The organism is Psychromonas sp. (assembly GCF_047632995.1).
Classification (GTDB): domain Bacteria; phylum Pseudomonadota; class Gammaproteobacteria; order Enterobacterales; family Psychromonadaceae; genus Psychromonas.
Map to the genome: position 1 here is coordinate 1 of NZ_JBLIEK010000049.1, position 25,608 is coordinate 25,608.

A 25,608-nucleotide genomic window follows, 5' to 3' on the forward strand; every position below is an offset into this window, starting at 1 on the left:
CGCGAAAGAAGTTCAACAGACCGATCCAAATCCCGCTTTTAAGGCGCTCGAACAAGCCTCTTTATGCTGTAATTCGTTAACTGAGTTGGACTATCTGCAGATTACTGAGCCAGGAAAAATCGATTTCAATATAAGTAAAAAAAATCCAGCCTTTAAATTCAGTACTGGTAAATCGTTTGTTCAAGGGGTTCGCTTACCTAATGCAAGTGGAACGATTAAAGTCGCTATATCTTCGCCTATCGTTACGAGTGTTTTTGTCCCCACCGTACTGGTATTGGATGAACAATATAATCCTATTCAAGTATATGGAGATGAAACAATTAATTACGATCCCGGTTCGTTATTAAATGTTGATCGTTTCTTCGGTGAGATTGAATTACCAGCGCAATTTTCTGATGGTCGGCAAGCAAAATACTTGCTTGTTCTGACAACAGAGGCTGCTATGAAAGGCACAACCAAACTTGCTGAACCTTATGCGCCAGCTGAAGCGTTAGGCCGTATTGATATCGTTTCCAGAATACATCTAGATCAACCGATTCCTCACACTGCTATTGGCGTATTTAGACTCGCTTTTGATTATTTACCGAGCAGCCATTCTTCAGCAAAAAAGATGGTGAGCGATGCCTTAACTGATAACAGCCAAAAGGCAGAAGCGTTGCTGGTTGAAAAAAGTGTGATTACAACGTCGGTTACAGAAAAGCCACTCAACAATGTAATTCAGCCCGAAACTGAAGCACTATTTATCGCGCTTATTGACCAAGCTATTAAAATTGGTGATACCAAAAAAGCGCTGCGTTTTGTTGAAGAGGCCGAGCTTGCGGGATCAACTAAAGCCCGTGATGCGCTGTTTGATGCAATGAAAAAATACCAATAAATAGTAGTGTAGGGAGTGATATTTGCTCCCTATCTCATTATTGGCTACAGAACTATTTATCTGCCCTTTATACCCAATATTTAAAATGTTTTTCCTGGTGCTTATGATTTTTATCTACTCTATGAATTTTAAAATCTAGATTAAATATGAAAAGCCATTGATCTTATTGTAATATCGGTTGAAATTGCCGCCAATTAAGAGATCTAAAAATGCTAATTACGTTCAGTCAGGGTAAAATAATTGCTAATCACAGAGAACTTATGGTCAAGCTAGAAGGGCGGGCAAAAGTAACCTTACAGGCACAAGTGGATGATGTTGAGCTTATTGGCAGTGCCAATGTTGTCACTGCGCTAGCCAGTGGTGTTAATTGGTCTACTCGTTTAGACAATAGTGAGCAATTAGAGGCATTGTCGACGGCGATAGGTATCGCTATCAAGTACCGTTAAAAACTAAATTCACTACGCCTTGCCTTATGAGCGGGCAATCTTAATTGGTAAGCGTGGCCTGTACAAATGAGATAAAAGCCTTTAATTTAGCGGAAGGGTAAATTAGCTGCGGACGAAGGAGATAAATACTCTGCCCGTGAATATATTCATCTTCCAAGACCCTTTGCAGTGTGCCTTTTTCTAGTTCCCTATCTACATAATACTGAGCGACGCGAATGATCCCTTTGCCCGCCAGTGCCTGCTGTTTCAGCAGATGGTGATCATTAATCGTTAGCCAGCCCTGGATCGCCATATTTGCTGATTTTAATGGCCAATATTGAGGCTCTAAAGCGGATAAACAGTGGTGTAGGGATAGATCCTCTATACGCTGCGGCGCGCCATGTTCCGCCAAATATTGTGGAGAAGCACATAAGCAATGTTGATAGGAAAACAACTCTTTTGCCAGCATGTTTTGCGGTGGGTGCAGCGTTGCACGAAAGGCTAGATCAAAGTCATCCTGATTTAAATCGCAATTGCTATAACTCGAGTCGATAACAAAATTTATTTCCGGATAAAGCTGTTTAAAATCATAACAGATATCAATTAGAAACCGTTCTGTAAACAGTTTTGGGGCGGTGATCCGTATCGTCCCTGTTAACGTATTATGCTGCTGATTAATATTTCGTTCTAAATCTAGCATAGTGGCTTTAATTTTTTTCCCCTGTTCGAGTATTTTCTCCCCCTCTGGGGTTAAACGCACACTGCGGGTGGTCCGGACCAGCAAAGGGCACTTTAACTCTTTTTCCAGTTTTTTTATCTGATCCGACAAATAGCCTTTTGATATTGATAAGGTTTTTGCTGCTTTGCTAAAACTGAGCTGTTGAGCAATTTCGACAAACAGTATTAAACACTCAAATTTTTTATGTTGCTGCATGATTTTTGTCCGTGACTAAAATAGGATTATTCTACGTCATAAGTGAAAATAGCAAAAGATTGTTCTTTATATCGAACAATGATTTCTTTTTTGTGCTCTTCCGTTTTCACTTTTCGTCATTACAATATCCTTTTATTAAGTGAGTATATCAAGACAATAAAAGGGTTAACGGATAATGAATATGCAAACCAAGCAACGGCCACTACCATTAAATCAGTATTTAAATAATGTCAGTGCTATATCTTATGGCTGTATGGGGCTGGGCGGTGGTTGGGATAAAACCCCGCTTACTAATGAAAATATTGCACAAGCGCATCAAGTGGTTGAGACTGCTTTAGAGTCGGGTATCAATTTATTTGATCATGCTGATATTTACACGCTGGGCAAGGCAGAAAAAGCGTTCGCAAAGGTATTAACACAGCGCCCTGAATTACGCGAAAAAATATATATTCAGTCAAAATGCGCTATTCGTTTCGCAGAGAATGGTGCGCCGAAGCGTTATGATTTATCTGCGCAGTGGGTAAGCGCCTCCGTTGATAATATTCTGACTCGTTTAAATACTGAATATCTTGATATATTAATGCTGCATCGTCCGGATCCGCTAATGGAGTTAGATGAAATTGCAGAAACGCTTATGAAGATAAAAAATAGCGGTAAAGTGGGTCACTTTGGTGTCGCTAATATGCACCAGCATCAGATGGCTTACCTGCAGTCTGCACTTGATACCCCTTTAGTGGTCAATCAAATTGAAATTAGTTTAGCCAAACTTGACTGGTTAGAAGAAGGCATTATGGCGGGTAATTCCGCAGGTAGAGATATCAATTTTACAGCAGGTACATTAGAATATTGCGCACAGCATAATGTCCAGATTCAAGCTTGGGGGAGTTTAGCGCAAGGTTTATTCTCTGGCCGTGATGCGTCGGGGGAAAGTCACGCCGTTCAAGCAACTTGCGGATTAGTATATAAGTTGGCCGCTAAATATCAAGCTTCTGCTGAGGCCATTGTACTGGCATGGTTAATGCGACATCCGATGCGTGTGCAACCTGTTATTGGTACGACCAATATTGATAGAATTAAAGCCTGCGCGCAGGCGCCGCAGATCAGGCTAACACGTGAAGAGTGGTATCAGTTATATGAAAGTTCACGTGGCCATGAATTACCTTAATGGGTTATAGCAATTCCACTCATTACCTATAATAGCTCATCTAATGAGTGGAATTGCTATTATTAATCAGACTAGGAAAATACTAATGAATAAAATCACTGCATTGATGGCGACAAACTGGACAAAGTTTACCCATGCCTGTTCTGAGATTCAGCAGTTTCAGCAACGTATCTGGATAGTTAGTATTCAGCAAAATCTACAATCGCAGAGCAGTCTGCTTAACGATACGTTTGTGGTCAGTGAAGATAGTTTTGACACTCCGATGCAATGGATGGAGAAGCGGGGGTATCAGGCGGCAATGATTCAAGCCGTTGATAAAATGCAACGCTCACAAACTCTTAATATTGAGCTGGCGCATAGCCAGCATAGTTTGATTCGAGTTAAATAGTTCTTTTTAAGCAAAAGGTTGATCTGTAGTAAAAACCTATTGCGCTATTTTGTGATGATTTTTAAGCGATAAAAAATCCCAAGTTAACTAAATGAGTTAGGAATTTTATTAGCCGTGATTGGGATCTTTTTTAGAACCATCGCTTCCAGTAAAACAGACCCATCAGGATGGCTGTAATACCAAGACACATGGCGACCACAATCCAGAATGCTGGATTGTATTCAACCCCAGGCATTCCTCCAACGTTAATGCCCATCAAGCCAGTAAAAAATCCCAAAGGTAAAAAGATAGCTGCAACAATAGTTAATACATAACTACGCCTATTCATCTGCTCGGCAATATTGCTGTTTAATTCTTCCTTGACCATACCCGCTTGTTCTCTAACTGCATCTATATCCTCGATATGACGGATTTGACGATCCGCAATGCTGCGTAGCTGCAGTCCATTTAATTCATTCAGCCAACTTATAGGCTCGCCAATTAAGCGATTCAATGCTTCGCGCTGAGGAGCAATATAACGACGTATACCTATGCTTTGTTTACGCAACTGCAAAAGCGCGGAGCGGGTAGCACTGGGCTCACTCGTAAACAGCTGCTCTTCAATCTCCAGCAAATCATCTTCAAGTTTGTCAACGGTGTCACTCATTCGCCGCACAATACGATCTACCCAGTCGGTCAAAAGTGAAGCAATATTATTCGGGCCGCTACCTTCATTGAGACTGGCAAGTAGATCCTCTGTGGATAATAAGACCCGTTTGCGCGTGCTAATTAATCGTTTACCGTTAGTCCATAGACGTAATGAGACCATGTCATCAAGATCTGATGCGGGGTTTAAATTTACGCCGCGTAACGCAAGCAGTAAGTTGCTGCCGCGCCTTAACACATGAGGCCGACTGTCTTCAGTTAATAATGTATCTACAGCGATTTCGTTTAAGCCGCTATGATTTTTAATCCACTCCTGTGACTCATCTTCACTGTAATCAAAATGCAGCCATAAATTCGTTTCCGTTGAATCAATAGCAGAGAACTCTTGCCAATTAAGTTTTCTCATACCGCCTTCACCATCAAGAATCAATGCATGGATGAATCCCTTTGGTTCCTGCTCAGAATCTTTGCTCTGCTCCATAATAGTTAACCTTTTTCAGAAAAATTATTGTTTATGGGAAGGTGACATTTAGCATATTTTTAACCGATATATAAATGCGCTAGGGTAAACCTAACTTTCCAATCACTACTCTGTGCTTCTGCTATTGTCCATCAGTATAGACATGAATTGACTATAACAGGCTTTTTCAGGACGTTTACAGTTTAAATAACGTACTGTAATTAAACGTTAACTATCAGCGAATGGCAAGGATTTCCCGCGTAAAGGTGTGAACAGGAAGGTACTGTTTTGTCAGTTTTAAAGCTAAATTATAATTGTCCTTGCCAATCCAGATCGCAACAATGAAAACGTGAATGGATCGTTTCAAGCAGAGCTTGCTCAAGAGGCCCTGCGTTTATTTGCTCTATGTTAGTTTTAATATGCTCCAAATTAACGCTGCCAATAATCCCACTATCCACACCATAGGTGAATATGCTAAAGCGAATAGCCATCTCTAATTCAGACATGCCAAAATCAATAGCCATTGTTTTCATCCTTGCCCAGTATTCTTCGGCATAATTGTCTTTAGGGCGATCTTTAAAACGCCAAGCTGCATTGGCGATAGGCCTTTTGGCTATCACGCCCATCTCCCTTTCTTTTGCTCTGGGTAATTGGTTATTAATAAGGCGTTGATCGCAAAAATTAAGTGATGCCATAATACTGTCGAAGCGATTTGAGTGAACAGCGTAGGTCAGATCGTCATTCTCACCCGAATAAGCGATAAGTTTTATTTTTTGCTGATGTTTAAGTTCGTCTAAGGCATCAATTACACTGGCATCTTTTAATACGGATGCAGGGCAGGAGTGCAGATGAACGATATCAATAAAATCTGTCTTCATCAGTTTTAAAGCCTGTTCAACTCCGCCAATAATGCAGTCATAAGTCCAGTCTTGCTGACCTTCTACTCCATACCCTACTTTAGTCGATAGAATATACTGATCGCGGCGATGGCTGATATATTTACCGATACGCTCTTCAGATAAGCCATAACCTCTGGCTGTATCAATCAAAGTGATACCTAAATCCAGCACACCATTAAGCACATTATCCGCCTGCTGCTCACTTACTTCTGCAGAACCGATGGTACCGGCCCCATAACCAATAGCCGAGACTTTCAGTCCGGTTGTTCCAAATTCACGAAATAACATTAATGCGTTCCTTTTTTAAATAAAAAACCGGGTTGATTGATATCATCTCGGTTCTAAATATACATTGTTTGCTTAGGAATGTTGCTACTTTAGCGGGTAGCATGGGATAAATAGATAGCGATATTCACGCATATAAACCCGATTCGGCGAGGCGTTCGTCGTCAAATTCGGCTAATCCACTCACGCCAACTCCGCCAACAACTTTGCCGTCAATAATAATCGGTAAGCCGCCAGCAATGCCGGTGAATTTTTTATCAGTCCAGTAACCCATATCTTTACCTGTTTCTTTTGCCCATGCACCTAAACTTGAGCTGGGTTGGCGATCTCGTGCCGCAGTGTAAGCTTTGTGTTGTGCTAAGAGCCCCGCATGAAAGCTTGCGTTGTCACCGCGTGAGAAGCAGATTAGTTCGCCATGGGCGTCGACAACTGCGACCGCTATATAATTGTCGTTGCTATCGGTAGCTGCTGTAGCAAAGACGCGTTGCATAATTTGTTCGGCTTGTTTAAACGTTAACATATATTTTCCTGATCGCATGGTTGTGTTTGTTACGGCCATTATGATGGATAAGAGATAATTTCAGAAGGTCAATGCTGCGAAATCATAATTCGTTATAGCGAATATAGGGCTTTTTATTGTGCGCTATGTGGGGATGTTTTTTTGTAAAAAATCAGCCACAAAAAAGCCCCAAGGTAATTTAATAATTTGAGGTTTTGTATTTGATATTCGCGATTAAAACAGCTTGGAATGACGATATAAATATCTTTATCGCCGGGGCCTGTTGCTAACACCATCCCTTCTGATAAAGCAAACTTCATCTGCTACGGTGCAGGTTTGCCACCCTTACCGTTAGTTTCCCTTGTAACTCTTCTGGTGCTTAGGCAGATTTGATACCCGGAAATACAGTGCGCGTTTCGCCGCCTAAATCTAACGTTAGTTTAAGTTTTTTTTTGCTCTGGCACATGTTCAGCTTTAGCGATTAACGGCACACAAAAAAAACTACAAGGGCATTAGAAAATATTTATCCATTGTTTCATTGCCTATCCTCGTTATTTTTTGCAGGCGACTAATTTTCACTAAATTGAAGAGGAAACCTGATTCTATCTATAATTTTTTGATGCAGTCATTGTTTTCTAAACAGTTTTAGATACACAAGTGTAGTTTAGTTGTACAATTCCTTGATTTTAACTTTTACATTATATGTTGTATCACGCTCTCTTAAATCTAGGTCCCATCTACAAATTATAGTGCAGCTTAAGCTTTACAAAGAGCTTATTAAAGTGCGATGTAATATTTGCTTATTGATTGGTGATTTTTTGCCTATTGGGACTGTTGCAGTAATGCGACAGCTGAGCTGGCTCTATTCAAATACCTGTTCGTTGCATTTAACTGAGTTATAGGAAACATTAAGGTATGAAACCTTCATTAACAAAATTATTGAATAAAAACATTCAGGAAGAGTGGATTTATACCTCAGTAATTCTCACATTACTTTTATTTATTTTATTAAACAGCGAATTAACTCAAAACAGCTCTGTATTTTCTCTGTTACTTTTCTGCTTGTTTTTTTCTATTTATATGCTTTACAGAATAAATATTAAAAGAAAAATATATAATAAATTTAAGTATTTATTCAATTTTACTGATAATGAGCAATGGGGCCCTGCAAGTGAGAAAAATTTACAGTATTTTGAGCTTAATAAAATATTGGATCATCTCTGTGAAGGCTATAAAAACAAAGAAACGTATAGCCGAGATATGGAAGCAAAAAACAAAGAATTAAGGCAAATAATTGATTTAGTCCCTCATAAAATATTTGCTAAAGATGCGCAGGGTAATTTCATTTTTGTTAATCAAGCGACGGCTAAGGGCTATGGATTAACGACTGAAGAGATGCAGGGAAAAAGCCACTTGCAATTGTATACCATGAATCTGGGCTTTCCAGTAAAAGAGGTGCAAGAATTTTTAAATGATGACCTAGAGGTTATCAATAGTCATAAGATTAAATTTATTCCTGAAGAGGAGAATCACGAGACCGATGGTACAATTAAAATCATGCAAACAACAAAAATTCCTTTTACAACAGCCACTTCAAAGGATATTGCAGTGCTGGGTATCGCCATCGATATCACTAAAATAAAAGCCGATCGTGAAAAGATGGAAAAGAACTATGAGCAGTTAAAACAGCGTAGTTTAGAGATAGATCTGTTAAATATAGAGCTTGAAGAGTTTCAACATGAAATAGTTCACCTCATGTTGAGGATGTTAGAAATTCATGATAGTTATACCAAGGGGCACTCAGAAAATGTTGCCAATTTAAGCAAACGAATTGCCCAAGAACTTGGCCTCCCATGGGAGAAAATAAGCCAGGCATACTGGGCTGGAATTTTACATGATATTGGTAAAACGGTTGTGCCCAAAGAGATCTTAAGCAAAGATAACAAGCTTAGCGATGATGAATTTACGCTAATCAAAAATCACTCATCATGGGGACATACTGTCTTAAAAAAATCAAAACAGTTACGAAAAATTTCTGAGTATGTTTTGTATCATCATGAACGTTGGGATGGAACAGGTTATCCACATGGCTTAAAATCACAAGCAATCCCACTTATCTCGCAAATACTATCCATTGCAGACTGTTGGGACGCAATGACCTCCAAAAGGTCATACAGAAATCCTCTGTCTGAACAACAGGCACTTACTGAGATTATAGAAAACAGTGGAAAACAGTTTAATCCTGCGATAGTTGATGTGTTTTTGAAAATGATGAAAAAAGAGGGATGATCATCCCAAATATTTGCTGATTTTTCACCTTGATCTACTTTATAGATGCACAAAAAAGCCTCAAGTTAATTTAATAACGTGAGGCTTTTTTTATTCGAGATTCCTGATTAAACAGTTAGGGAATGACGATTACATAATCCGCTGACCAGGCTTAGCACCGTTATCAGGATTGAGGATATAAATCTCTTTACCACCGGGACCTGTTGCTAATACCATACCTTCTGATAAACCAAACTTCATCTGTCGTGGTGCAAGGTTCGCCACCATTACCGTCAATTTCCCTTCTAACTCTTCTGGTGTGTAGGCTGATTTGATACCCGCAAATACAGTACGCGTTTCGCCGCCTAAATCTAAGGTTAGTTTAAGTAGTTTGTTTGCTTTTGGCACATTTTCCGCTTTAGCGATTAACGCCACACGTAAATCTGTTTTAGCAAAGGTATCAAAGTCTATTTCTGGCGCGAGTGGCTCTTTATCAAGTTCTGATTGCTCTGTAGCAGCGATTGAAGCTTTTGCTGCTTGATCTGCTTCAATACTTTCTCTTGATGCTTCAACCATAGCCTGCACATCTTTGGGATCAATACGTTGAAATAATGCTTTGAATTTATTGATCTTATGATCGATAAGCGGTGTTTTAATGATTTCCCAATCGAGGGTTTCCGCTAAGAAATCTTCGCTGCGCGCTGCCAACTTAGGCACAATAGGTTTTAGGTAAGTCATTAATACTCGGAACAAGTTGATACCCATTGAGCAGATATCTTGTACTTCTGCTTCGCTGCCTTCTTGTTTCGCTAATACCCACGGTGCTTTGTCGTCGATATATTTATTAGCATTATCAGCAAGCGCCATGATTTCACGAATTGCACGGGCAAAATCACGATTTTCAAATAAAGCGGCAATGCTTTCGCCGGCATCAATAAATGATTGATATAACTGCGGCTCGGCAACGGTTGCAGATAATTGACCATCGTATTTTTTAGCGATGAACCCCGCTGTACGAGAGGCAAGGTTAACCAGTTTATTGACTACATCCGAATTTACACGCTGGGTGAAATCGTCAAGGTTAAGATCTAAATCGTCAATACGACCAGTTAATTTCGCAGCATAGTAATACCGCAAGCACTCAGGATCTAAATTATCCAGGTAAGTACTCGCTTTAATGAAAGTACCTTTAGATTTAGACATCTTCGCACCGTTTACGGTGACATAACCGTGTACATTTATGGCGGTAGGTTTACGGAAACCAGCACCTTCAAGTACTGCAGGCCAAAATAGACTGTGGAAGTTAACAATATCTTTACCGATAAAGTGATAGAGCTCTGCGCTGCTCTCTTTTTTCCAGTAATCATCAAAATTCAAATCGGCAGTTTTATCACAAAGGTGCTTGAAGCTGCCCATGTAACCGATTGGCGCATCTAACCAAACGTAGAAATATTTACCCGGTGCGTCCGGGATCTCAAAGCCAAAATAAGGCGCGTCACGGGTGATATCCCACTGTTTTAAACCATGCTCAAACCATTCACCCACTTTGTTGGCCATTTCGGTTTGCAGCGCGCCTGATTTAGTCCAGACTTTTAACATATCTTCAAATTGAGGCAGATCGAAAAAGAAATGGTCGGTATCTTTCATGATCGGCGTTGCGCCAGAAACAGCTGATTGTGGATTGATCATCTCAGTGGGATTGTAAGTCGCGCCGCAAACATCGCAGTTATCACCGTATTGATCCTCTGCTTTACATTTAGGGCAAGTGCCTTTCACAAAACGATCCGGTAAAAACATCTCTTTTTCAGGGTCAAACAACTGAGAAATTGTTTTGCTAGTGATGTAACCATTTTCACGCAGCGCGATATAAATTTGTGAGGATAGGGCTCTGTTTTCTTCACTATGGGTGCTGTGGTAATTATCAAAGCTAATATTAAAGCCATTGAAATCGCTCTCGTGAGAGGCTCTAATCTCGGCAATCATATCGGTCGGCTTAATGCCCATCTCTTGTGATTTTAACATTATAGGTGTGCCGTGTGCGTCATCAGCACAAATAAAATGGATGGTATTACCACGTAAACGCTGGAAACGAACCCAAATATCAGCTTGAACATGCTCTAGCATATGCCCTAAATGGATTGGTCCGTTAGCATAGGGAAGGGCACAGGTGACAAGGATTTTACGATCTTGATTTGCCATTTTATTTATTATTCCTTTTTATCGAAAACGAATTATTTCAGTCTAAGGCGATATTTTTAAGTCGGTAATTCTACCGAATTATGGCCTGAAATCCCACTGTTAAACCCGGTTTTTATTTGGGGATGAAATAAGGTGCTGTTTTGCTAAACTAGATCAACGACATATTTTTTTAAAAGGTGCTTCTCAATGTTCAATAAAAACAGATTAGTTCAGCATGTTATTGATTGTTTAGTTGATTGCGATCCGTTAAAGGTTGTTAGTAAACTAGTGCAAAACGGTTTGATTAAAATTGACCCTAAGGCGGCTTTAATTACCTGTCATTTACCTTTTTATGCGCCTCTTTGGTTAAGCTCATTACAAGCAGACAGTGCTGCGCAGCTGGAAAAGCTTTTCGCCCAAAAAGTAAGTTGGGAAATTAAATACAATGTTGCCGCATTGCAGAGCGATAGCAGTAAAACGACGCTGGCAAATATTAAAAATATATTGGTAGTGGCATCAGGAAAAGGTGGGGTCGGTAAATCAACAGTCACTGTTAATTTAGCCCTCGCATTGGCCAACAATGGTGCCAAGGTGGGGATTTTAGATGCGGATATTTATGGGCCCTCGATTCCCACTATGCTGGGTGTTAAAAATGCACAGCCGAGCAGTACTGATGGTAAATTGATGCAGCCGATTGCCGCGCACGGTATTGTCTGTAATAGCATAGGATTTTTAGTTAAAGAGGAAGAGGCGATGATCTGGCGCGGGCCGATGGCCAGTAAAGCATTATCACAAGTTTTAAATGAAACCGATTGGCCGGCGCTTGATTATTTAGTGGTCGACATGCCGCCCGGAACCGGCGATATCCAATTAACCATGTCGCAAAAGGTGCCTGTCACTAGCGCGGTAGTGGTGACTACGCCACAAGATATTGCCTTAATAGATGCCAAGAAAGGTGTGTCCATGTTTAATAAAGTAAAAGTAAATGTGGCCGGTATTATCGAAAACATGAGCTTTTATAACTGCAGTCAATGTGGTCACCAAGAAGCGATTTTTGGCACCGGGGGCGGACAGAAATTAGCTGCACAATTTGATTTGCCATTTTTAGGAGCATTACCCTTGCATAGCAGTTATCGGGAAGATACTGACCAAGGAAGTCCTACTGTTGTTAAAGGTCAGAAAACTGAGTTGATCAGCCCTTATTTGACGCTGGCTGAAACCTTAGCCATCAATCTATATCGCGATTTAAATCAAGCAACTGAGCAGATCAATATTACTGAGGTTAAATAATCAACATGGCCGATATAGCGTTTACCCGCGAGCAAAAAACAGTATTAATCAGTCAGATCCAAAAATATTTTGCTAAGGAATTAGATCAGGAGATTGGCGGCTTTGATGCGGAGTTTTTACTCGACTTTTTCACTGAAAAAGTAGGTGGTTATTATTACAACCAAGGGCTAAATGATGCCAGAACACTGCTCGATGCTAAGTTAGATACCATTACCGAATCATTTTACGAGCTGGAAAAAGTAACTGATTTTGAATAAAAAACATCGCTTCATTATGCGCTTAAAGAGATAAGATGATCTTTATAGGTGATTTCAAACAGATAATAGGGGGGTAATTAAACGCTTTCTGGCGTTAATTATCGCTATTTTTTTATTAAATTCGGTCGCTTCCGGCGCGCAAGCGCATTGGCAAGAAGATCATATATCACTGATAGTTTTATAGAAATCGCGCTTAAACGTGAATATCAGCAACAGTAAAAAAAACATTTTATGCTCTGGAAAGAACCGCTTAGGCTATTTATTAAAAGTGAACTGGGCGATAGGGCGTTGCAACAAAAATTATATGCAGTACAAGCGGCTCATCTGCAGCAGATCACTGCTCATCGATTGATTTTCGTTCAATCTGAACGTGATGCAAATGTTATTGTGCTGTTTATCTCCTCTAAAAATATGCGGGCGAATATTGTTAAGCGCACACAAATAGACGATCTTGATAAAATTCTAACCAATGCACTTTGTTTAGCTAACTTTGAAAGCAACGATAAATTTGAAATTACCCGTGGTTTAATATTTACCCCTATTGATAGGGTGCGCGAAAGAGGACGGTTAGCCGATTGTGTGGTGGAAGAGTTAACGCAATTAATGGGCTTGCCAAACGACTCGGTTGCTGTTTATCCCTCGATATTTAATGATCGCAGCATTGAGAGTTACCTCTCTGGTTTAGATTACCTGTTATTAAAAATCACCTATCACCCACATTAAAGCCGGGCATGACGGAGGTGCAAGTCAGAAACAAACTCCCGGCAATTTTGGAACCGCTGAGAGCGCAGGGGAGATTGAAAATGCACAATGGCGTGTATTGGATAAAAGCATCAAGCAGTGGGCGGAACAGTAAGTTAATTTTAGCTGTGTTTTTAAGTGAAGATAATTATTTGCTGTTATATTGACTTATTGGGTGGTTTTGTGCATTAAGTTCGTTTGTGTGATATTAAGCTTAACGATTGCATCCTAAGTGGTGATAAACTTAGTAAATGACCCAGACGATGTAATAGTAGGGCATATTACACTCAATATGAACGGCATAAAATGCTTTTAACGAGATCACTGTGAAAAGATATGAATAAATCATTGAACCTACCGCCAGCCAATTACAGCCTGACATTGGTGACCTTAGCCGGTTTACTTGTGGGCTCAGCACTAACATTTTTATTTAGTGAGGCATTTTCAACGAATTTGCCGCAAACGCTACTTGTTGCACTCATTTTTAGTTTGTTTTGGGTGGTTTTTTACACTGTAAAAAACTACCGAGAGTCACCTTCTCGTAATAAAGAGATCTATAGCGCGCTGTTTTTTTTGCTGCTTGCAGGCATACTAATTTGGTATCTCTTTCCGCAACTAAACGGTTTCTCAATTCCTATATCCGCATTTATTATTTGGCCGGCAGCCTTTACTTTGGTATATAAAATAGCGGAATCTTTAAATACGCCCGAGGTGGATAAATTTGTTTTCCATAACGGCGCTGAACAGCGGCCTGCAAGTCATGATTTATCAAAAATAAAAACATCAAAGGATAAAATAGCTTTTCATCTCGAAAATGATGGACTGGATCCGCAGATTATCTTTAATGTTGAAAAAACGGGGGCGTCGCATCTGATTAAGATTCAACATATAAGCGCTGCCGATCAATTTAGTCACTATCTATCACGTCACGATATCACAGTTAAAGAGCTGGGCATGGCGATTGAAGGAGTGATCTTAATGGAGATGCAGTTTAAGGAGTTAAAAGCCTACTATCAGATAGTTGAGGATCTTAATTTTTCTGACGAGCAACCGTTATGCTCGATTGATATCGCTTTGCTGGAAAACAGTGATGAGTTAAATCAACGCATAGAAAAAACGCTCGCGGATATGTTTAAAGCTCATCCTCCGCTATCGGCACAGAAAACAGATGTCATTAATTACCAGACAATGCTTAAGTTTTATACTTATGTTAAACGTTTAAAAGATAAAGAAAACAGCAGTTTAGATTATTTATCTACTTGTGAAGGGACGCTGGAAATTTGTAATTCATCCTATGTAGAGCTTTACAATTGTAACTTGCAAAGTACCTTGACCTCTTGGGTAAACCAAAACGGTTTAATACGTACAGATCGTGCTGACGCTCAATTGGATATTGGAGCTCATGAACAGTTGCCGTTAAACAAAATTAAACTGCATTTCACAGATTGTTGTTTAACCGATATCCAGCTGATTAAACACAACCAAGAAGAGGGCCGCATTAAATTACATTTAACGCTGACAGAATTCAATGATGGCGAATTAACTAATAATAACAGTACATTAAATCTATTGATGGAAGATAAAAGTATCACAGTTAGCACTGAGGCTGTCGACGAGGCGGATTTAATCTCAGTCGCGCAATACTTCGAGGAAAAGACATTACAAATAATATTCTAATAAAAAATTAAGCAGCGTAAAAAAAAGCCCGAGTCAATTTCTGATCGGGCTTTTTTTTGATCTGTTTTATAAAGCAGAAGGGCCATTTATCTTGTTGAATTCTCGGAGGCTGTAATGCTTGCTACTGAAGTTTTATTGATATGAAAATATTATTTAACCATAAAAATGGTGGAGCTATGCGGGATCGAACCGCAGACCTCAACGCTGCCAGCGTCGCGCTCTCCCAGCTGAGCTATAGCCCCATAATTGGGTTGGGATTGTATTTGTAAAATTAACAGAGCGCATCATATGCGCCCTGTTTTTATTTGTCAATTCAATGAATTAACAAAATGTACTAATTATTCAATTTATTGCGCTAGTTCACGTGCTGTAATAAATTCTAATGCGCGAGTAATGCGTGCAATACTTCTCTCTTTACCAATCAGATGCAGCGTAACATCTAGCGACGGAGATTGGCCTGCACCTGTAATAGCGACACGCAGAGGCATACCAACTTTACCCATACCCACTTCTAACTCATCAGCTGTATCATTGATCACCTGATGAAGTGTTTGCTCTGACCAGTCATCCGTTTCTTGCAGTTTCTGCTGAACCAGCGCAAGCGCCTCTTTAGCTACTGGGCGAAGGTGCTTTTTAGCTGCCGCAGCATCAAAATTTTCGTATTCTTCAAAGAAGTAGCGACTAGAAGATGCTAATTCAACCAATGTCTTAGCTCGCTCAGAAAGTGCGCTAACAATTTCAGGCAGGCTAGGGCCGTTACTCATATCTATTTTTTGATTAGCCATGTGCCATGCAAGGTGTTCTGCTACATAAGCAGGATCCAGTGTTTTGATATAATGCTGATTTAACCAAACCAATTTGTCCGTATTAAACGCAGACGGTGCTTTGTTAATTGCATCTAATGAAAACAGATCAATCATCTCTTGCTCAGAGAAAATCTCTTGATCGCCATGTGACCAGCCTAAACGGACTAAGTAGTTTTTAAGCGCTTCAGGTAGGTAACCTTCATCACGAAATTGCATAACTGAGACTGCACCATGACGTTTAGAAAGCTTCGCACCATCATCACCTAAAATCATCGCCACATGTGCGTATTCTGGCAGAGGAGCATTTAACGCTTTAAGAATATTGATTTGACGCGGTGTATTATTAATATGATCTTCACCACGAACGACATGTGTGATCCCCATATCCCAGTCATCAACAACCACACAAAAATTATAAGTCGGCGTACCATCAGTACGTTGAATAATTAAATCATCTAATTCACTATTAGAAACTTCGATATGATTACGCACATGATCGTCAAACTTAACAGAGCCTTCTTTGGGGTTTTTGAAACGGATAACATAAGGCGCATCAGTTTCAAGTGGAGCCAAATCACGACACTTTCCGTCATAACGCGCAGCTTCACCTGCTTTCTCTTGCGCTTCACGCAATTCATTCACCCGTTCTTTTGAGCAGTAACACTTGTACGCTGTACCATCAGCAAGCATCTTTGCGATTATCTCTTTATAACGATCGAAGCGTTTAGTCTGATAATAAGGACCTTCATCCCAAGTCAATCCCATCCATGTCATGCCTTCTAAAATAGCATCAACGGCTTCTTGGGTGGAACGCTCGATATCCGTATCTTCGATACGTAATATAAACTTACCGCCTTGGCTTTTAGCGTATAACCAAGAGTAAAGCGCAGTACGAGCGCCACCAACGTGTAAAAAGCCGGTCGGGCTAGGGGCAAAACGCGTTTTAACTGTCATCAAGAGGTATCCTTTATATTTAATCTTAGAAATAATGCGCGTATTTTAACGAATACCATTGTAATTACATTAACTATTTTATTTTTATCGTTTTTATAGCCATATAAAAATGTAAGTTTGGTGTGAAAACTTACCAACATTGTTTACCCTTTGAGCAGTTGACCATAAAAGACGATGTTTATTATAAAAATGGCTTGACTGAAAAAAGGCGTTCCCTATAATACGCTGCACAAACGACATGGCTGATTAGTGTCGTTATGCTTCGAGCTTGCTCGATGCCTTTAAGCTTCAATCAGGAAGTAAAACTGAAATATCCAACTAAAGATGGGCGATTAGCTCAGTTGGGAGAGCACCGCCCTTACAAGGCGGGGGTCACTGGTTCAAGCCCAGTATCGCCCACCATCTTTAGCTTCGTTATTCAGAAGTAAAACGAATTAAAGATGGACGATTAGTGCCGTTTTTCGGAGATCACAGTCGACATTTTAACCTTCTTTATAATTAGAAGAAAAATAAATTAAACCAACTAAAGATGGGCGATTAGCTCAGTTGGGAGAGCACCGCCCTTACAAGGCGGGGGTCACTGGTTCAAGCCCAGTATCGCCCACCATCTTTAGCTTCGTTATTCAGAAGTAAAACGAATTAAAGCAACTTAAAGATGGACGATTAGTGCCGTTTTACGGAGATCACAGTCGACATTTTTAACCTTCTTTATAATTAGAAGAAAAATAAATTAAACCAACTAAAGATGGGCGATTAGTGCCGTTTTGCGGAGAGCACAGCTCGATGCCTTTAGACTTCTTTTTAATTAGAAGTAAAATAGATTAAAAAACTTAAAGATGGGCGATTAGCTCAGTTGGGAGAGCACCGCCCTTACAAGGCGGGGGTCACTGGTTCAAGCCCAGTATCGCCCACCATCTTTAGCTTCGTTATTCAGAAGTAAAACGAATTAATGCAAATTAAAGATGGACGATTAGTGCCGTTTTGCGGAGTTCACCGTCGACATTTTTAACCTTCTTTATAATTAGAAGAAAAATAAATTAAACCAACTAAAGATGGGCGATTAGTGCCGTTTTGCGGAGAGCACAGCTCGATGCCTTTAGACTTCTTTTTAATTAGAAGTAAAATAAATTAAACCAACTTAAAGATGGGCGATTAGCTCAGTTGGGAGAGCACCGCCCTTACAAGGCGGGGGTCACTGGTTCAAGCCCAGTATCGCCCACCATCTTTAGCCGCAAGCATTACACCATTTTTTTAAAAAAGATCATATTCAAACCGCATTTATTATACCCAATCATACTGCTATTTATCTTTTACATTTTCATCTTGTTTTAAACTCATTTTGTTAATTATTCCGCGTAACGCAGAGTTATCACCCAAATAGTCTATATGCTAGCGAAATGTTAAACACTCAGTAAAATCAATCTCCCGTTTTTGTATGAATATAGTTTCATATAAAGTGTGATCAACCTCTTTGTAAGCGCTTTCTTTTTTTGTTTTGGCCAATTGATACTTTAAACTCTCTGCTTTAAATTGCTTTTGAATAGATTATTGGAGATCTAATGAAATTATACCAAACAGTTAAAGATAGTGATTTTCTTTTAAGCGAATCTGATATGGAAGATCTGCATAAAGGTTATGAAGAAGAGGATACAACGACCTATACAGATGCGGGTGAATTACATAAGGTCTATATGGACCATTCGAAAACGTTTCAGGAATGGGAGGGGTTCGGTGGTGCTTTTACCGAATCTGCAGCAGATGTGCTCAATAGAATGGGCCCGGAAAGCCAGAAAAAGATGATGGAGGCATATTTCCATCCAACCAAAGGTATTGGTTATAATTTTTGCCGAACTCATATTAACAGCTGTGATTTTTCGTTAGAAAATTGGGCATGCTGTGAAACTGAAGACGCTGAGCTGAATGATTTTAATCTGGATCGCGATAAACAGCAGATAATTCCTATGATTGAATGGGCTAAAAAACTATCAGATCAACAGATAACCCTTTTTTCTTCTCCATGGAGTCCGCCAGCATGGATGAAAACGAATGAGCAGATGAATCATGGCGGGAAATTAAAAGATAAGTATCGCCAGGCATGGGCACTTTATTATTGTAAATATATTAAAGCTATGGAGGCTGAAGGAGTCATTATATCTGCACTTACAATCCAGAATGAGCCAGCGGCAACGCAGATCTGGGATTCATGTATATATACCTCAGAAGAGGAACGTGATTTTGTCCGTGATTATCTTGGACCCACCTTGGAAAAAGAGGGATTAGGGCATATTAAATTAGTCTGCTGGGATCATAATCGTGATGAAGCCTATGACAGGGCTCAAAAAATGTTCGACGATACAGAGGCTTCAAAGTATGTTTATGGTATCGGTATTCATTGGTATATGGGTGATAACTATCAGAATCTGAAATTGATTAATGATATTTACCCGGATAAAAAAATCTGGTTTACCGAGGGCTGTCAAGAAAATGGACCGCATATTGGTGATTGGAATGTGGGTGAACGTTATGCACACTCGATGATTAATGATTTGAACCATAATACATCCGCTTGGTGTGACTGGAACCTCTTTCTTGATGAGACGGGAGGGCCAAACCATGTTAATAACCTCTGCAGTGCGCCTATTATTGCAGATACAATTAATGACCAAGTCATTATTAATCCTTCTTATTATTACTTCGGTCATTTCTCTAAATTCATACAGAAAGGGGCAAAACGGATCGCGGTGTGCACCACAACAGATATTATTGAAGCCACTGGCTTTATTAATCCGAACGGTGAAAAGGTCGTGATTGTATGTAACAATTCAGAACAAAGTTTGACTTACGCGCTCCATAATATAGATAAGGGCTGTTATATCTGCATGCCTGCAAGATCTATTCAGACCGTGGTTATTTAACTTTATAAGGTTATATTCATATCCCTTAGTACATATCAATATTCGTTATGTGCTAAGAGCCTTCTCCAGTCATCTTTTATCCCAATTCCCCTATAAAGATCCCATTGAAAGTACACGGGATTTATTTAAGTGTGATCAAGGTAAAGATTTACTAATAATCACCTTGATCAGGTCGTTTTCGTAGCATAATATCCCCAAAAGAAAGCGCTTTCTTTTGTTGTGAGGTTATAAGCCAGCTATATTTATAGCTTCGCCTTATTTAAAATAAGATGAGTGATCGCCTTCTCTTAAATTTCTTAAAATTAAAAGGATTATTTAATGCATAGTAAAAAGGTTTTAGCTTCAGTTATATGTAGCTTATTAATGTCTTCAAATGCTGTTTTAGCTAAAGATATTAAACAGGGAGGTACATTAGTTGTACCTATCATTAATACTGGTTTTGTTGAAAATTTCAATCCATATACAAGTAATGGATTATTTGAAGGCGTGATGTATGAACCGTTAATGGTATTTAATAACATGACAGGGAAAACGGAATACCGCTTAGCAAAATCTGCAGAGTATTCTACTGATCTGAAAACAATAACTGTTAAATTACGTGATGGCTTAGAGTGGTCTGATGGAAAACCCTTAACTGCAAAAGATGTGGCATTTAGTTTTTTAATGACTAAAGATGCGCCTGCATTCGACGGTAAAGCTATTTGGACATCTGGTAATCTAGCAAGCGTAACAGCGACTGATGCTACGACCGTTGTCTTTAAATTAAATACTGCAGATTCAACGTTTATTTGGGGACTACCTGCATACCATATTTTACCAGAACATATCTGGTCTAAAGTGGCTGTTAAAGATCTACCAACCTTTACGAATCCTAATCCAGTAGGCAGCGGCCCAATGACAGTTGTTAGCTACTTGAAACCGCAACAGATGGAACTTTGTCGTAATAAAAATTACTATCTGCCTAATCGTCCTTATATTGACTGTATAACATACCGTTCATATAACGATAACTCACAAGTTCAACCTGCATTGATGAAAGGTGAAATCGATTGGGGCTCTAACTTTATTGCTGATGTTGAGAATACATTTGTGGCGGCTGATCCTGCAAATAACCATTTCTGGTATCCAGCTAATGATGCCATCCACCTTTATGTAAACACCAAAGCAGCACCTTTTGATAATCTAGATGTGCGTAAAGCGTTATCAATGGCACTAGATCGCCAAGAGATCGTTGATGTTGCGGCTTACGGCTATCCAACAGCTAACTTTAATGCCGGCGGTATTGCTGAACTTTACGGTCCATATATTAGTAAGGCAGTCACTGCTAAATATAAAGATCTCACAACATATGCCCCTGAAAAGGCGAAACAGTTATTAGACAGTGCTGGCTATAAAGATACTGATGGTGATGGTTTCAGGGAAATGGCTGGTAAGAACATTGAGTTTGATATTAATGTTGTTAATGGCTGGACCGATTGGATTCAAGTCGTGCAGATGGTAACTGAGTATTATGAAGAAGTTGGTATCAAAGCGAACATCAAAACTGTCGATTGGTCTGTTTATGATAGCGCGTTAAAAGACGGCGAATACAAAATGTCAATTAACTGGTCAAAGGTTGCGACAAATCCGATTGAAGCGTATCAGACCTATTTCTTAACCTCACAGATTGGTAAAAGCTGGCATGCAGGGCACGGTGTACATTCACCTAAGATAGATGCCTTGATTAATAGCTTTGGTCTGACTAATAATCTTGAAAAACAACAAGCTATACTCGACGAGTTGCAAGAATTTACTGCTGAAAAAATGCCGTTTATTCCATTGTTCTCAAATGCCACTTGGTTCCAATATAGTACTGCGAAGTTAGTTGGCTGGCCTACTAAAGAAAATCCATACGTTCAGCCTGTTTGGTATGATGGTGGTAAACGTAACTTGATCATCAACAATCTACACCTTAAGTAATTTGTTCAATCAAAAGAGCCGCTTTGCGGCTCTTTAAAACTGCAGGAAAAATTTATGAGTTTTATATTACGTCGACTTAGTTTTTATTTCACCGCTTTTCTTATCGCGATATCATTTAACTTTGCACTACCGCGAATGATGCCAGGTGATCCTATCGATGCCTTGTTTTCAGCTGCACAGGGGAAAATGGATCTTGCTCAGATGGATGCGGTGAGAGAGATGTATGGTTTTGTGGAGGGGAATGTATTTGAACAATATTTTGCTTATATGCAAAGTGTTTTCACGCTTGACTTAGGGCCTTCGGTCTTAATGTTTCCCGTTAATGTGATGGACGTTATTGGCATGGCACTGCCGTGGACCATGTTTTTAGCATTAGGCTCATTAATTGTTGCATTAATTATAGGGGTTAGTATCGGAACTTATGCTTCATATCGTCGCGAAGGCATATTCGGACAAGTTGTACCGCCCGTACTGGCTTTTCTTAGTAATTTCCCTTACATAGTAACGGCTCTTTTACTCTTTTTCTTTTTTGGACTTCAGCTTGAGCTTTTACCACTGTCCTATACCTATGATCCATCTGTAGATATTGGCTTTTCTTTAGAATTTATAAGTAGTGTTGCCAAACATGCTGTTTTACCGATGGGGTCAATGATTATTGTTGGTATCGCAACGTGGGTCTTCAATATGCGTAATGCAATGATCAATGTTCTTGGCGAAGATTATGTGACCATGGCTGAAGCAAAAGGATTAAGCAGTTTCCGAGTGATGTATCGTTACGCAGGTCGAAATGCAATATTACCCGTTGCAACTGCAATTGCGATGGCGATTGGTTTCTCTTTTGCCGGTGCAATTATGACCGAGGTGGTGTTTAACTACCAAGGTTTGGGAAATATTTTACTGAAAGGTATTATGGCGCGTGATTATCCACTCATTCAAGCGATTCTACTGATTCTTGTGTCTGCGGTATTAACTGCAAATTTTGTAGCAGATCTACTTTATGTATGGCTTGACCCTCGGATTTCAAAATAAGGTGTTAATTATGAATGGTTCAATTACTGCAGATGATAAAGCATCTGCAAATATTCAGCACAGTGAATTTAGAAAAAAATGTCAATCAGCAATAAAAAAAACTAAAGCTTTTTTTCATGGTAATCCGCCAGCTATTATTGGTGTGTTTTTAATAACTGTTATAGTACTTGGTGCTTTATTCGCACCTTTGCTTAGCAGTTATGATCCTCAGGATCGTGTCGCAAGACCGCATGAAGCGCCGAGTGCTGAACATGTTTTAGGCTCAACGCGAAGCGGACGTGATGTTTTCAGCCAGGTACTTAATGGCGGGAGAAAGACATTGTCTGTTGCCCTTTTTGCTGGTCTTATTGCAATGAGCCTAGCTATTGCGGTAGGGGTTACCTCGGGTTATCTGGGCGGCAAAGTTGATGAATGGATGAACTTTATCACTAATGTTTTCTTGGTTTTTCCGCAGCTTCCCTTACTGATTGTACTGGCTGCCTTTTTAGGACAGGTCGGCTCTTTCGTGATAACGATATTACTTGGGGTCACCGCATGGCCTTGGGGGGCAAGGGTTATTCGCTCGCAAACCCTAGCGCTTAGAAACAATGAATTCATTATTGCTGCGGAAGTGATGGGGGAGTCTAAAATTCGCATTATTCTTGTGGAAATTCTGCCTAATTTAGTGTCGATTGTATTTGGTGGTTTTCTTGGTACTGTTATATACGCAATGGGCGCTGAAGCTGCGCTAGGTTTTCTTGGTTTAGGTGATGCAACTGAAGTCAGCTGGGGATCAATGCTCTATTGGGCACAAGTATCTTCTTCTTTGTATACAGGTGCATGGTGGGAAATGCTGGTTCCAGCTATCGCTTTAGCGTTAACGGGTGGTGCGTTAGCACTAATCAATATGGCAATCGATCAGGTCAGTAATCCAAAACTTAAAACAGGTCCGCATCTGAAATTGTGGAAAAAAATGAATAAAGAAACACAGAAACGTAGAGGTCTGGTATGAAAAAAGCACTTTTAGAAATAAATAACCTGTGTGTTGATTATGTTTCTCCGAATGGGATCGCACGAGCTGTTGATCATGTGAGTTTAACGATTGCACCTGGTGAAACGGTTGGTATCGCAGGGGAATCAGGTTGTGGGAAAAGTACATTGGCGTTCGCTATTGCCCGTCTGCATAAAGCACCTGCGCTAATATCTGAAGGCCAGATTCTTTATGAAGGACGTGATGTATTAAAAATGTCTGATAAAGAGTTACGTGATTTTCGTTGGAACGATGTTTCAATCGTCTTTCAAAGTGCAATGAACTCATTAAACCCGGTCATTACCATTGGCGAGCAGGTTACCGATGTAATTATGGCCCACAAACGAATCAGTCTCAAAGAAGCGAATAAAAAAGCGGTTGAATTGCTGAACATTGTTGGTATGCATGGTGATCGTCTGCAGAGTTTTGCGCATCAACTTAGTGGCGGAATGAGACAGCGTGTCGTTATTGCTATTGCCTTAGCGCTAGAGCCTAAACTTATTATTATGGATGAGCCGACTACTGCATTAGATGTGGTGGTAGAGCGTGAAATTTTAAATGAATTATATGATTTAAAAGAAAAATTTGGATTCTCAATTTTATTTATCAGCCATGATTTAAGTTTAATGGGAGAAATAGCCGATCGCATTGGTGTGATGTATGCCGGTAAGATGATTGAACTTGGCGATGCCAAAACAGTATTTTCTAAGCCATCTCATCCATATACCAAAGGGTTGATTTCATCATTTCCGACAATACATGGTCCAAAAACCCGTCTTTACGGTATCCCTGGTGATCCTGTCGATCTGTTGCGCTTGCCTAAAGGTTGTAATTTTAATCCTCGCTGTAATGACTGTACTGAAATATGCGTTAAAGATGAGCCAAAATTACTCGAGCGAAATGCTGGTTACAAAGTAGCGTGTCATAATATTTAAGGAATTAATGATGGATACGAACAATAATCCTGAAGTAGTGCTTTCAGTTAGAAATTTGGTAAAAGACTTTCCAATTGGTCAGTCCCATAATAAAAAGAATTTTATGCGTGCGGTTAACGAAGTTTCGTTTGACTTATGTAAAGGCGAAGCCCTGGCAATCGTAGGTGAGTCAGGTTCAGGTAAGAGCACGGGTGCACGAATTTTGTCGCGTATTTATGATAACACTTCAGGTGATATCATCTTTAAAGGGTTGCCTATAGAGGAATTCGTTAAAAAGCACGGTAGATTAGAGTATGCACGCCAGGTACAAATGATTTTTCAAGACCCGTTTGGTTCATTGAACCCGGTGCATGATGTATTTCATCATATCGCACGTCCTTTACTTATTCATAAACGCGCAAATAAAGACACGATTACCAAGTTGGTATATGAACTTCTTGAGTTGGTTGGTTTGCTTCCTGCCGTTGAGACGGCTGAGAAATATCCGTATGAATTAAGTGGCGGCCAAAGGCAACGTGTAGCTATTGCCCGTGCATTAGCCGTTGATCCGGAAGTTATCTTAGCCGATGAACCGATATCAATGCTGGACGTGTCTGTTCGCTTGGGTATTTTGAATTTAATGGCTGATTTAAAAGATAAGCATGGCATTTCATTTATGTATATTACTCATGATATCGCCACGGCAAGATATTTTGCAGAAAAAACAGCGGTTATGTACGTTGGCCATATGGTTGAGTGGGGCGCTAGCGATAGAGTCACACAAACTCCTCAGCATCCGTACACACAACTACTGCTATCAGCTGTTCCTGAAGCGGGAAGACATGGTCGTCGTGAGTTAGATGCCAAAAAAGGTGAGATACCCTTGTGGAAGCCTGATTCTATAGGTTGTCCATTTGCAGCACGCTGTCCGCGTGTTTTAGATAAATGTAGCGACAGCTTTCCTGCTATAACAGAAATAGCTAAGGATCATTTTATCAGGTGTCACAACATTTAACATTCAATAAACAACTATAACT

General features: G+C 39.8%; 21 protein-coding genes, 5 tRNA genes and 1 pseudogene. 19 read left to right on the top strand and 8 right to left on the bottom strand.

Going from position 1 to position 25,608, the window contains the following annotated elements; translation table 11 throughout:
• Both ACJAT7_RS10015 and ACJAT7_RS10020 read left to right on the top strand, forming a co-directional pair.
• The coding region (locus ACJAT7_RS10015; RefSeq protein WP_415226667.1) for a MalM family protein at positions 1–874 on the top strand (874 nt) is incomplete at its 5' end.
• A 209-nt stretch (positions 875–1,083) separates the two neighbouring features.
• Positions 1,084–1,320 (top strand): DUF3389 domain-containing protein, encoded by a 237-nt coding sequence (locus ACJAT7_RS10020; RefSeq protein WP_415226668.1) that lies wholly within the window; start codon positions 1,084–1,086, stop codon positions 1,318–1,320.
• A gap of 40 nt (positions 1,321–1,360) precedes the next feature.
• Here the strand turns inward: ACJAT7_RS10020 and ACJAT7_RS10025 are convergent, their stop codons facing one another.
• On the bottom strand, positions 1,361–2,233 hold the full coding sequence (locus ACJAT7_RS10025; protein ID WP_415226669.1) for a LysR substrate-binding domain-containing protein: 873 nt from the start codon (positions 2,231–2,233) through the stop codon (positions 1,361–1,363).
• Between the two features lie 175 nt (positions 2,234–2,408).
• Between ACJAT7_RS10025 and ACJAT7_RS10030 the strand changes: the two genes are divergently transcribed.
• Both ACJAT7_RS10030 and ACJAT7_RS10035 read left to right on the top strand, forming a co-directional pair.
• Positions 2,409–3,398 (top strand): aldo/keto reductase, encoded by a 990-nt coding sequence (locus ACJAT7_RS10030; RefSeq protein WP_415226670.1) that lies wholly within the window; start codon positions 2,409–2,411, stop codon positions 3,396–3,398.
• Between the two features lie 85 nt (positions 3,399–3,483).
• Positions 3,484–3,786, top strand: coding sequence for a hypothetical protein (locus tag ACJAT7_RS10035; protein ID WP_415226671.1), 303 nt, complete (start codon positions 3,484–3,486; stop codon positions 3,784–3,786).
• Between the two features lie 130 nt (positions 3,787–3,916).
• On the opposite strand, the gene ACJAT7_RS10040 is transcribed toward ACJAT7_RS10035, so the two are convergent.
• The 4 genes and pseudogenes from ACJAT7_RS10040 to metG (ACJAT7_RS10055) all read right to left on the bottom strand — a co-directional run.
• Entirely contained in the window at positions 3,917–4,912 is a 996-nt protein-coding gene (locus ACJAT7_RS10040; RefSeq protein ID WP_415226672.1) for a zinc transporter ZntB, read from the bottom strand.
• 287 nt (positions 4,913–5,199) lie between these two features.
• Positions 5,200–6,078, bottom strand: coding sequence for an aldo/keto reductase (locus ACJAT7_RS10045; RefSeq protein WP_415226673.1), 879 nt, complete (start codon positions 6,076–6,078; stop codon positions 5,200–5,202).
• Positions 6,079–6,202: 124 nt separating this feature from the next.
• On the bottom strand, positions 6,203–6,595 hold the full coding sequence (locus ACJAT7_RS10050) for a GlcG/HbpS family heme-binding protein (RefSeq protein ID WP_415226674.1): 393 nt from the start codon (positions 6,593–6,595) through the stop codon (positions 6,203–6,205).
• Positions 6,596–6,819: 224 nt separating this feature from the next.
• Positions 6,820–7,056 (bottom strand): annotated as a pseudogene (gene metG, locus ACJAT7_RS10055) (methionine--tRNA ligase); the annotation flags it as partial.
• Between the two features lie 433 nt (positions 7,057–7,489).
• Between metG (ACJAT7_RS10055) and ACJAT7_RS10060 the strand changes: the two are divergent.
• Positions 7,490–8,863 carry an HD domain-containing phosphohydrolase gene (locus ACJAT7_RS10060; protein ID WP_415226675.1) on the top strand — a complete coding sequence of 458 codons (1,374 nt, stop codon included), beginning with the start codon at positions 7,490–7,492 and terminating at the stop codon, positions 8,861–8,863.
• Positions 8,864–8,992: 129 nt separating this feature from the next.
• Here the strand turns inward: ACJAT7_RS10060 and metG (ACJAT7_RS10065) are convergent, their stop codons facing one another.
• Positions 8,993–11,041, bottom strand: coding sequence for a methionine--tRNA ligase (metG, locus tag ACJAT7_RS10065; RefSeq protein WP_415226676.1), 2,049 nt, complete (start codon positions 11,039–11,041; stop codon positions 8,993–8,995).
• Between the two features lie 186 nt (positions 11,042–11,227).
• Between metG (ACJAT7_RS10065) and apbC the strand changes: the two genes are divergently transcribed.
• The 4 genes from apbC to ACJAT7_RS10085 all read left to right on the top strand — a co-directional run bounded on the left by apbC (position 11,228) and on the right by ACJAT7_RS10085 (position 14,985).
• Complete coding sequence (gene apbC / locus ACJAT7_RS10070; RefSeq protein ID WP_415226677.1) at positions 11,228–12,310, top strand: iron-sulfur cluster carrier protein ApbC; 1,083 nt, start codon at positions 11,228–11,230, stop codon at positions 12,308–12,310.
• 5 nt (positions 12,311–12,315) lie between these two features.
• On the top strand, positions 12,316–12,567 hold the full coding sequence (locus tag ACJAT7_RS10075) for a DUF2164 domain-containing protein (protein ID WP_415226678.1): 252 nt from the start codon (positions 12,316–12,318) through the stop codon (positions 12,565–12,567).
• A gap of 231 nt (positions 12,568–12,798) precedes the next feature.
• Complete coding sequence (locus ACJAT7_RS10080) at positions 12,799–13,290, top strand: DUF2927 domain-containing protein (RefSeq protein ID WP_415226679.1); 492 nt, start codon at positions 12,799–12,801, stop codon at positions 13,288–13,290.
• 354 nt (positions 13,291–13,644) lie between these two features.
• Entirely contained in the window at positions 13,645–14,985 is a 1,341-nt protein-coding gene (locus ACJAT7_RS10085) for a hypothetical protein (protein WP_415226680.1), read from the top strand.
• A 166-nt stretch (positions 14,986–15,151) separates the two neighbouring features.
• Here the strand turns inward: ACJAT7_RS10085 and ACJAT7_RS10090 are convergent.
• Both ACJAT7_RS10090 and gltX read right to left on the bottom strand, forming a co-directional pair.
• Positions 15,152–15,227, bottom strand: a tRNA-Ala gene (locus ACJAT7_RS10090).
• A 105-nt stretch (positions 15,228–15,332) separates the two neighbouring features.
• Positions 15,333–16,745 carry a glutamate--tRNA ligase gene (gene gltX, locus ACJAT7_RS10095; RefSeq protein WP_415226681.1) on the bottom strand — a complete coding sequence of 471 codons (1,413 nt, stop codon included), beginning with the start codon at positions 16,743–16,745 and terminating at the stop codon, positions 15,333–15,335.
• Between the two features lie 326 nt (positions 16,746–17,071).
• Here gltX and ACJAT7_RS10100 point away from each other — a divergent pair.
• The 10 genes from ACJAT7_RS10100 (at position 17,072) to ACJAT7_RS10145 (ending at position 25,586) form a co-directional block, all read left to right on the top strand.
• Positions 17,072–17,147 (top strand) — tRNA-Val (locus tag ACJAT7_RS10100).
• Between the two features lie 129 nt (positions 17,148–17,276).
• Positions 17,277–17,352 (top strand) — tRNA-Val (locus ACJAT7_RS10105).
• A gap of 231 nt (positions 17,353–17,583) precedes the next feature.
• A tRNA-Val gene (locus tag ACJAT7_RS10110) sits at positions 17,584–17,659 on the top strand.
• Positions 17,660–17,891: 232 nt separating this feature from the next.
• Positions 17,892–17,967, top strand: a tRNA-Val gene (locus ACJAT7_RS10115).
• Between the two features lie 337 nt (positions 17,968–18,304).
• The gene (locus ACJAT7_RS10120) at positions 18,305–19,660 is read left to right on the top strand and encodes a glycoside hydrolase family 30 protein (protein ID WP_415226682.1); all 1,356 of its coding nucleotides are present in this window, start codon (positions 18,305–18,307) and stop codon (positions 19,658–19,660) included.
• Between the two features lie 318 nt (positions 19,661–19,978).
• Positions 19,979–21,619, top strand: coding sequence for an ABC transporter substrate-binding protein (locus tag ACJAT7_RS10125; RefSeq protein WP_415226683.1), 1,641 nt, complete (start codon positions 19,979–19,981; stop codon positions 21,617–21,619).
• A 54-nt stretch (positions 21,620–21,673) separates the two neighbouring features.
• Positions 21,674–22,648, top strand: a complete 975-nt coding sequence (locus tag ACJAT7_RS10130) for an ABC transporter permease (protein WP_415226684.1) — start codon at positions 21,674–21,676, stop codon at positions 22,646–22,648.
• 10 nt (positions 22,649–22,658) lie between these two features.
• The gene (locus ACJAT7_RS10135) at positions 22,659–23,639 is read left to right on the top strand and encodes an ABC transporter permease (protein WP_415226685.1); all 981 of its coding nucleotides are present in this window, start codon (positions 22,659–22,661) and stop codon (positions 23,637–23,639) included.
• Positions 23,636–24,592 (top strand): ABC transporter ATP-binding protein, encoded by a 957-nt coding sequence (locus ACJAT7_RS10140; RefSeq protein ID WP_415226686.1) that lies wholly within the window; start codon positions 23,636–23,638, stop codon positions 24,590–24,592. The genes ACJAT7_RS10135 and ACJAT7_RS10140 overlap by 4 nt, the downstream gene beginning before the upstream one ends.
• Positions 24,593–24,602: 10 nt before the next feature.
• Complete coding sequence (locus ACJAT7_RS10145) at positions 24,603–25,586, top strand: ABC transporter ATP-binding protein (RefSeq protein WP_415226687.1); 984 nt, start codon at positions 24,603–24,605, stop codon at positions 25,584–25,586.
• The last annotated feature ends 22 nt before the right edge of the window (positions 25,587–25,608 follow it).

What these genes read in the sequence shown, in the direction of transcription:
- ACJAT7_RS10020 (WP_415226668.1), top strand. Translation starts at nt 1,084, where the DNA reads ATGCTAATTACGTTCAGTCAGGGTAAAATAATTGCTAATCACAGAGAA.
- ACJAT7_RS10025 (WP_415226669.1), bottom strand. Translation starts at nt 2,233, where the DNA reads ATGCAGCAACATAAAAAATTTGAGTGTTTAATACTGTTTGTCGAAATT.
- ACJAT7_RS10030 (WP_415226670.1), top strand. Translation starts at nt 2,409, where the DNA reads ATGAATATGCAAACCAAGCAACGGCCACTACCATTAAATCAGTATTTA.
- ACJAT7_RS10035 (WP_415226671.1), top strand. Translation starts at nt 3,484, where the DNA reads ATGAATAAAATCACTGCATTGATGGCGACAAACTGGACAAAGTTTACC.
- ACJAT7_RS10040 (WP_415226672.1), bottom strand. Translation starts at nt 4,912, where the DNA reads ATGGAGCAGAGCAAAGATTCTGAGCAGGAACCAAAGGGATTCATCCAT.
- ACJAT7_RS10045 (WP_415226673.1), bottom strand. Translation starts at nt 6,078, where the DNA reads ATGTTATTTCGTGAATTTGGAACAACCGGACTGAAAGTCTCGGCTATT.
- ACJAT7_RS10050 (WP_415226674.1), bottom strand. Translation starts at nt 6,595, where the DNA reads ATGTTAACGTTTAAACAAGCCGAACAAATTATGCAACGCGTCTTTGCT.
- ACJAT7_RS10060 (WP_415226675.1), top strand. Translation starts at nt 7,490, where the DNA reads ATGAAACCTTCATTAACAAAATTATTGAATAAAAACATTCAGGAAGAG.
- metG (WP_415226676.1), bottom strand. Translation starts at nt 11,041, where the DNA reads ATGGCAAATCAAGATCGTAAAATCCTTGTCACCTGTGCCCTTCCCTAT.
- apbC (WP_415226677.1), top strand. Translation starts at nt 11,228, where the DNA reads ATGTTCAATAAAAACAGATTAGTTCAGCATGTTATTGATTGTTTAGTT.
- ACJAT7_RS10075 (WP_415226678.1), top strand. Translation starts at nt 12,316, where the DNA reads ATGGCCGATATAGCGTTTACCCGCGAGCAAAAAACAGTATTAATCAGT.
- ACJAT7_RS10080 (WP_415226679.1), top strand. Translation starts at nt 12,799, where the DNA reads ATGCTCTGGAAAGAACCGCTTAGGCTATTTATTAAAAGTGAACTGGGC.
- ACJAT7_RS10085 (WP_415226680.1), top strand. Translation starts at nt 13,645, where the DNA reads ATGAATAAATCATTGAACCTACCGCCAGCCAATTACAGCCTGACATTG.
- gltX (WP_415226681.1), bottom strand. Translation starts at nt 16,745, where the DNA reads ATGACAGTTAAAACGCGTTTTGCCCCTAGCCCGACCGGCTTTTTACAC.
- ACJAT7_RS10120 (WP_415226682.1), top strand. Translation starts at nt 18,305, where the DNA reads ATGAAATTATACCAAACAGTTAAAGATAGTGATTTTCTTTTAAGCGAA.
- ACJAT7_RS10125 (WP_415226683.1), top strand. Translation starts at nt 19,979, where the DNA reads ATGCATAGTAAAAAGGTTTTAGCTTCAGTTATATGTAGCTTATTAATG.
- ACJAT7_RS10130 (WP_415226684.1), top strand. Translation starts at nt 21,674, where the DNA reads ATGAGTTTTATATTACGTCGACTTAGTTTTTATTTCACCGCTTTTCTT.
- ACJAT7_RS10135 (WP_415226685.1), top strand. Translation starts at nt 22,659, where the DNA reads ATGAATGGTTCAATTACTGCAGATGATAAAGCATCTGCAAATATTCAG.
- ACJAT7_RS10140 (WP_415226686.1), top strand. Translation starts at nt 23,636, where the DNA reads ATGAAAAAAGCACTTTTAGAAATAAATAACCTGTGTGTTGATTATGTT.
- ACJAT7_RS10145 (WP_415226687.1), top strand. Translation starts at nt 24,603, where the DNA reads ATGGATACGAACAATAATCCTGAAGTAGTGCTTTCAGTTAGAAATTTG.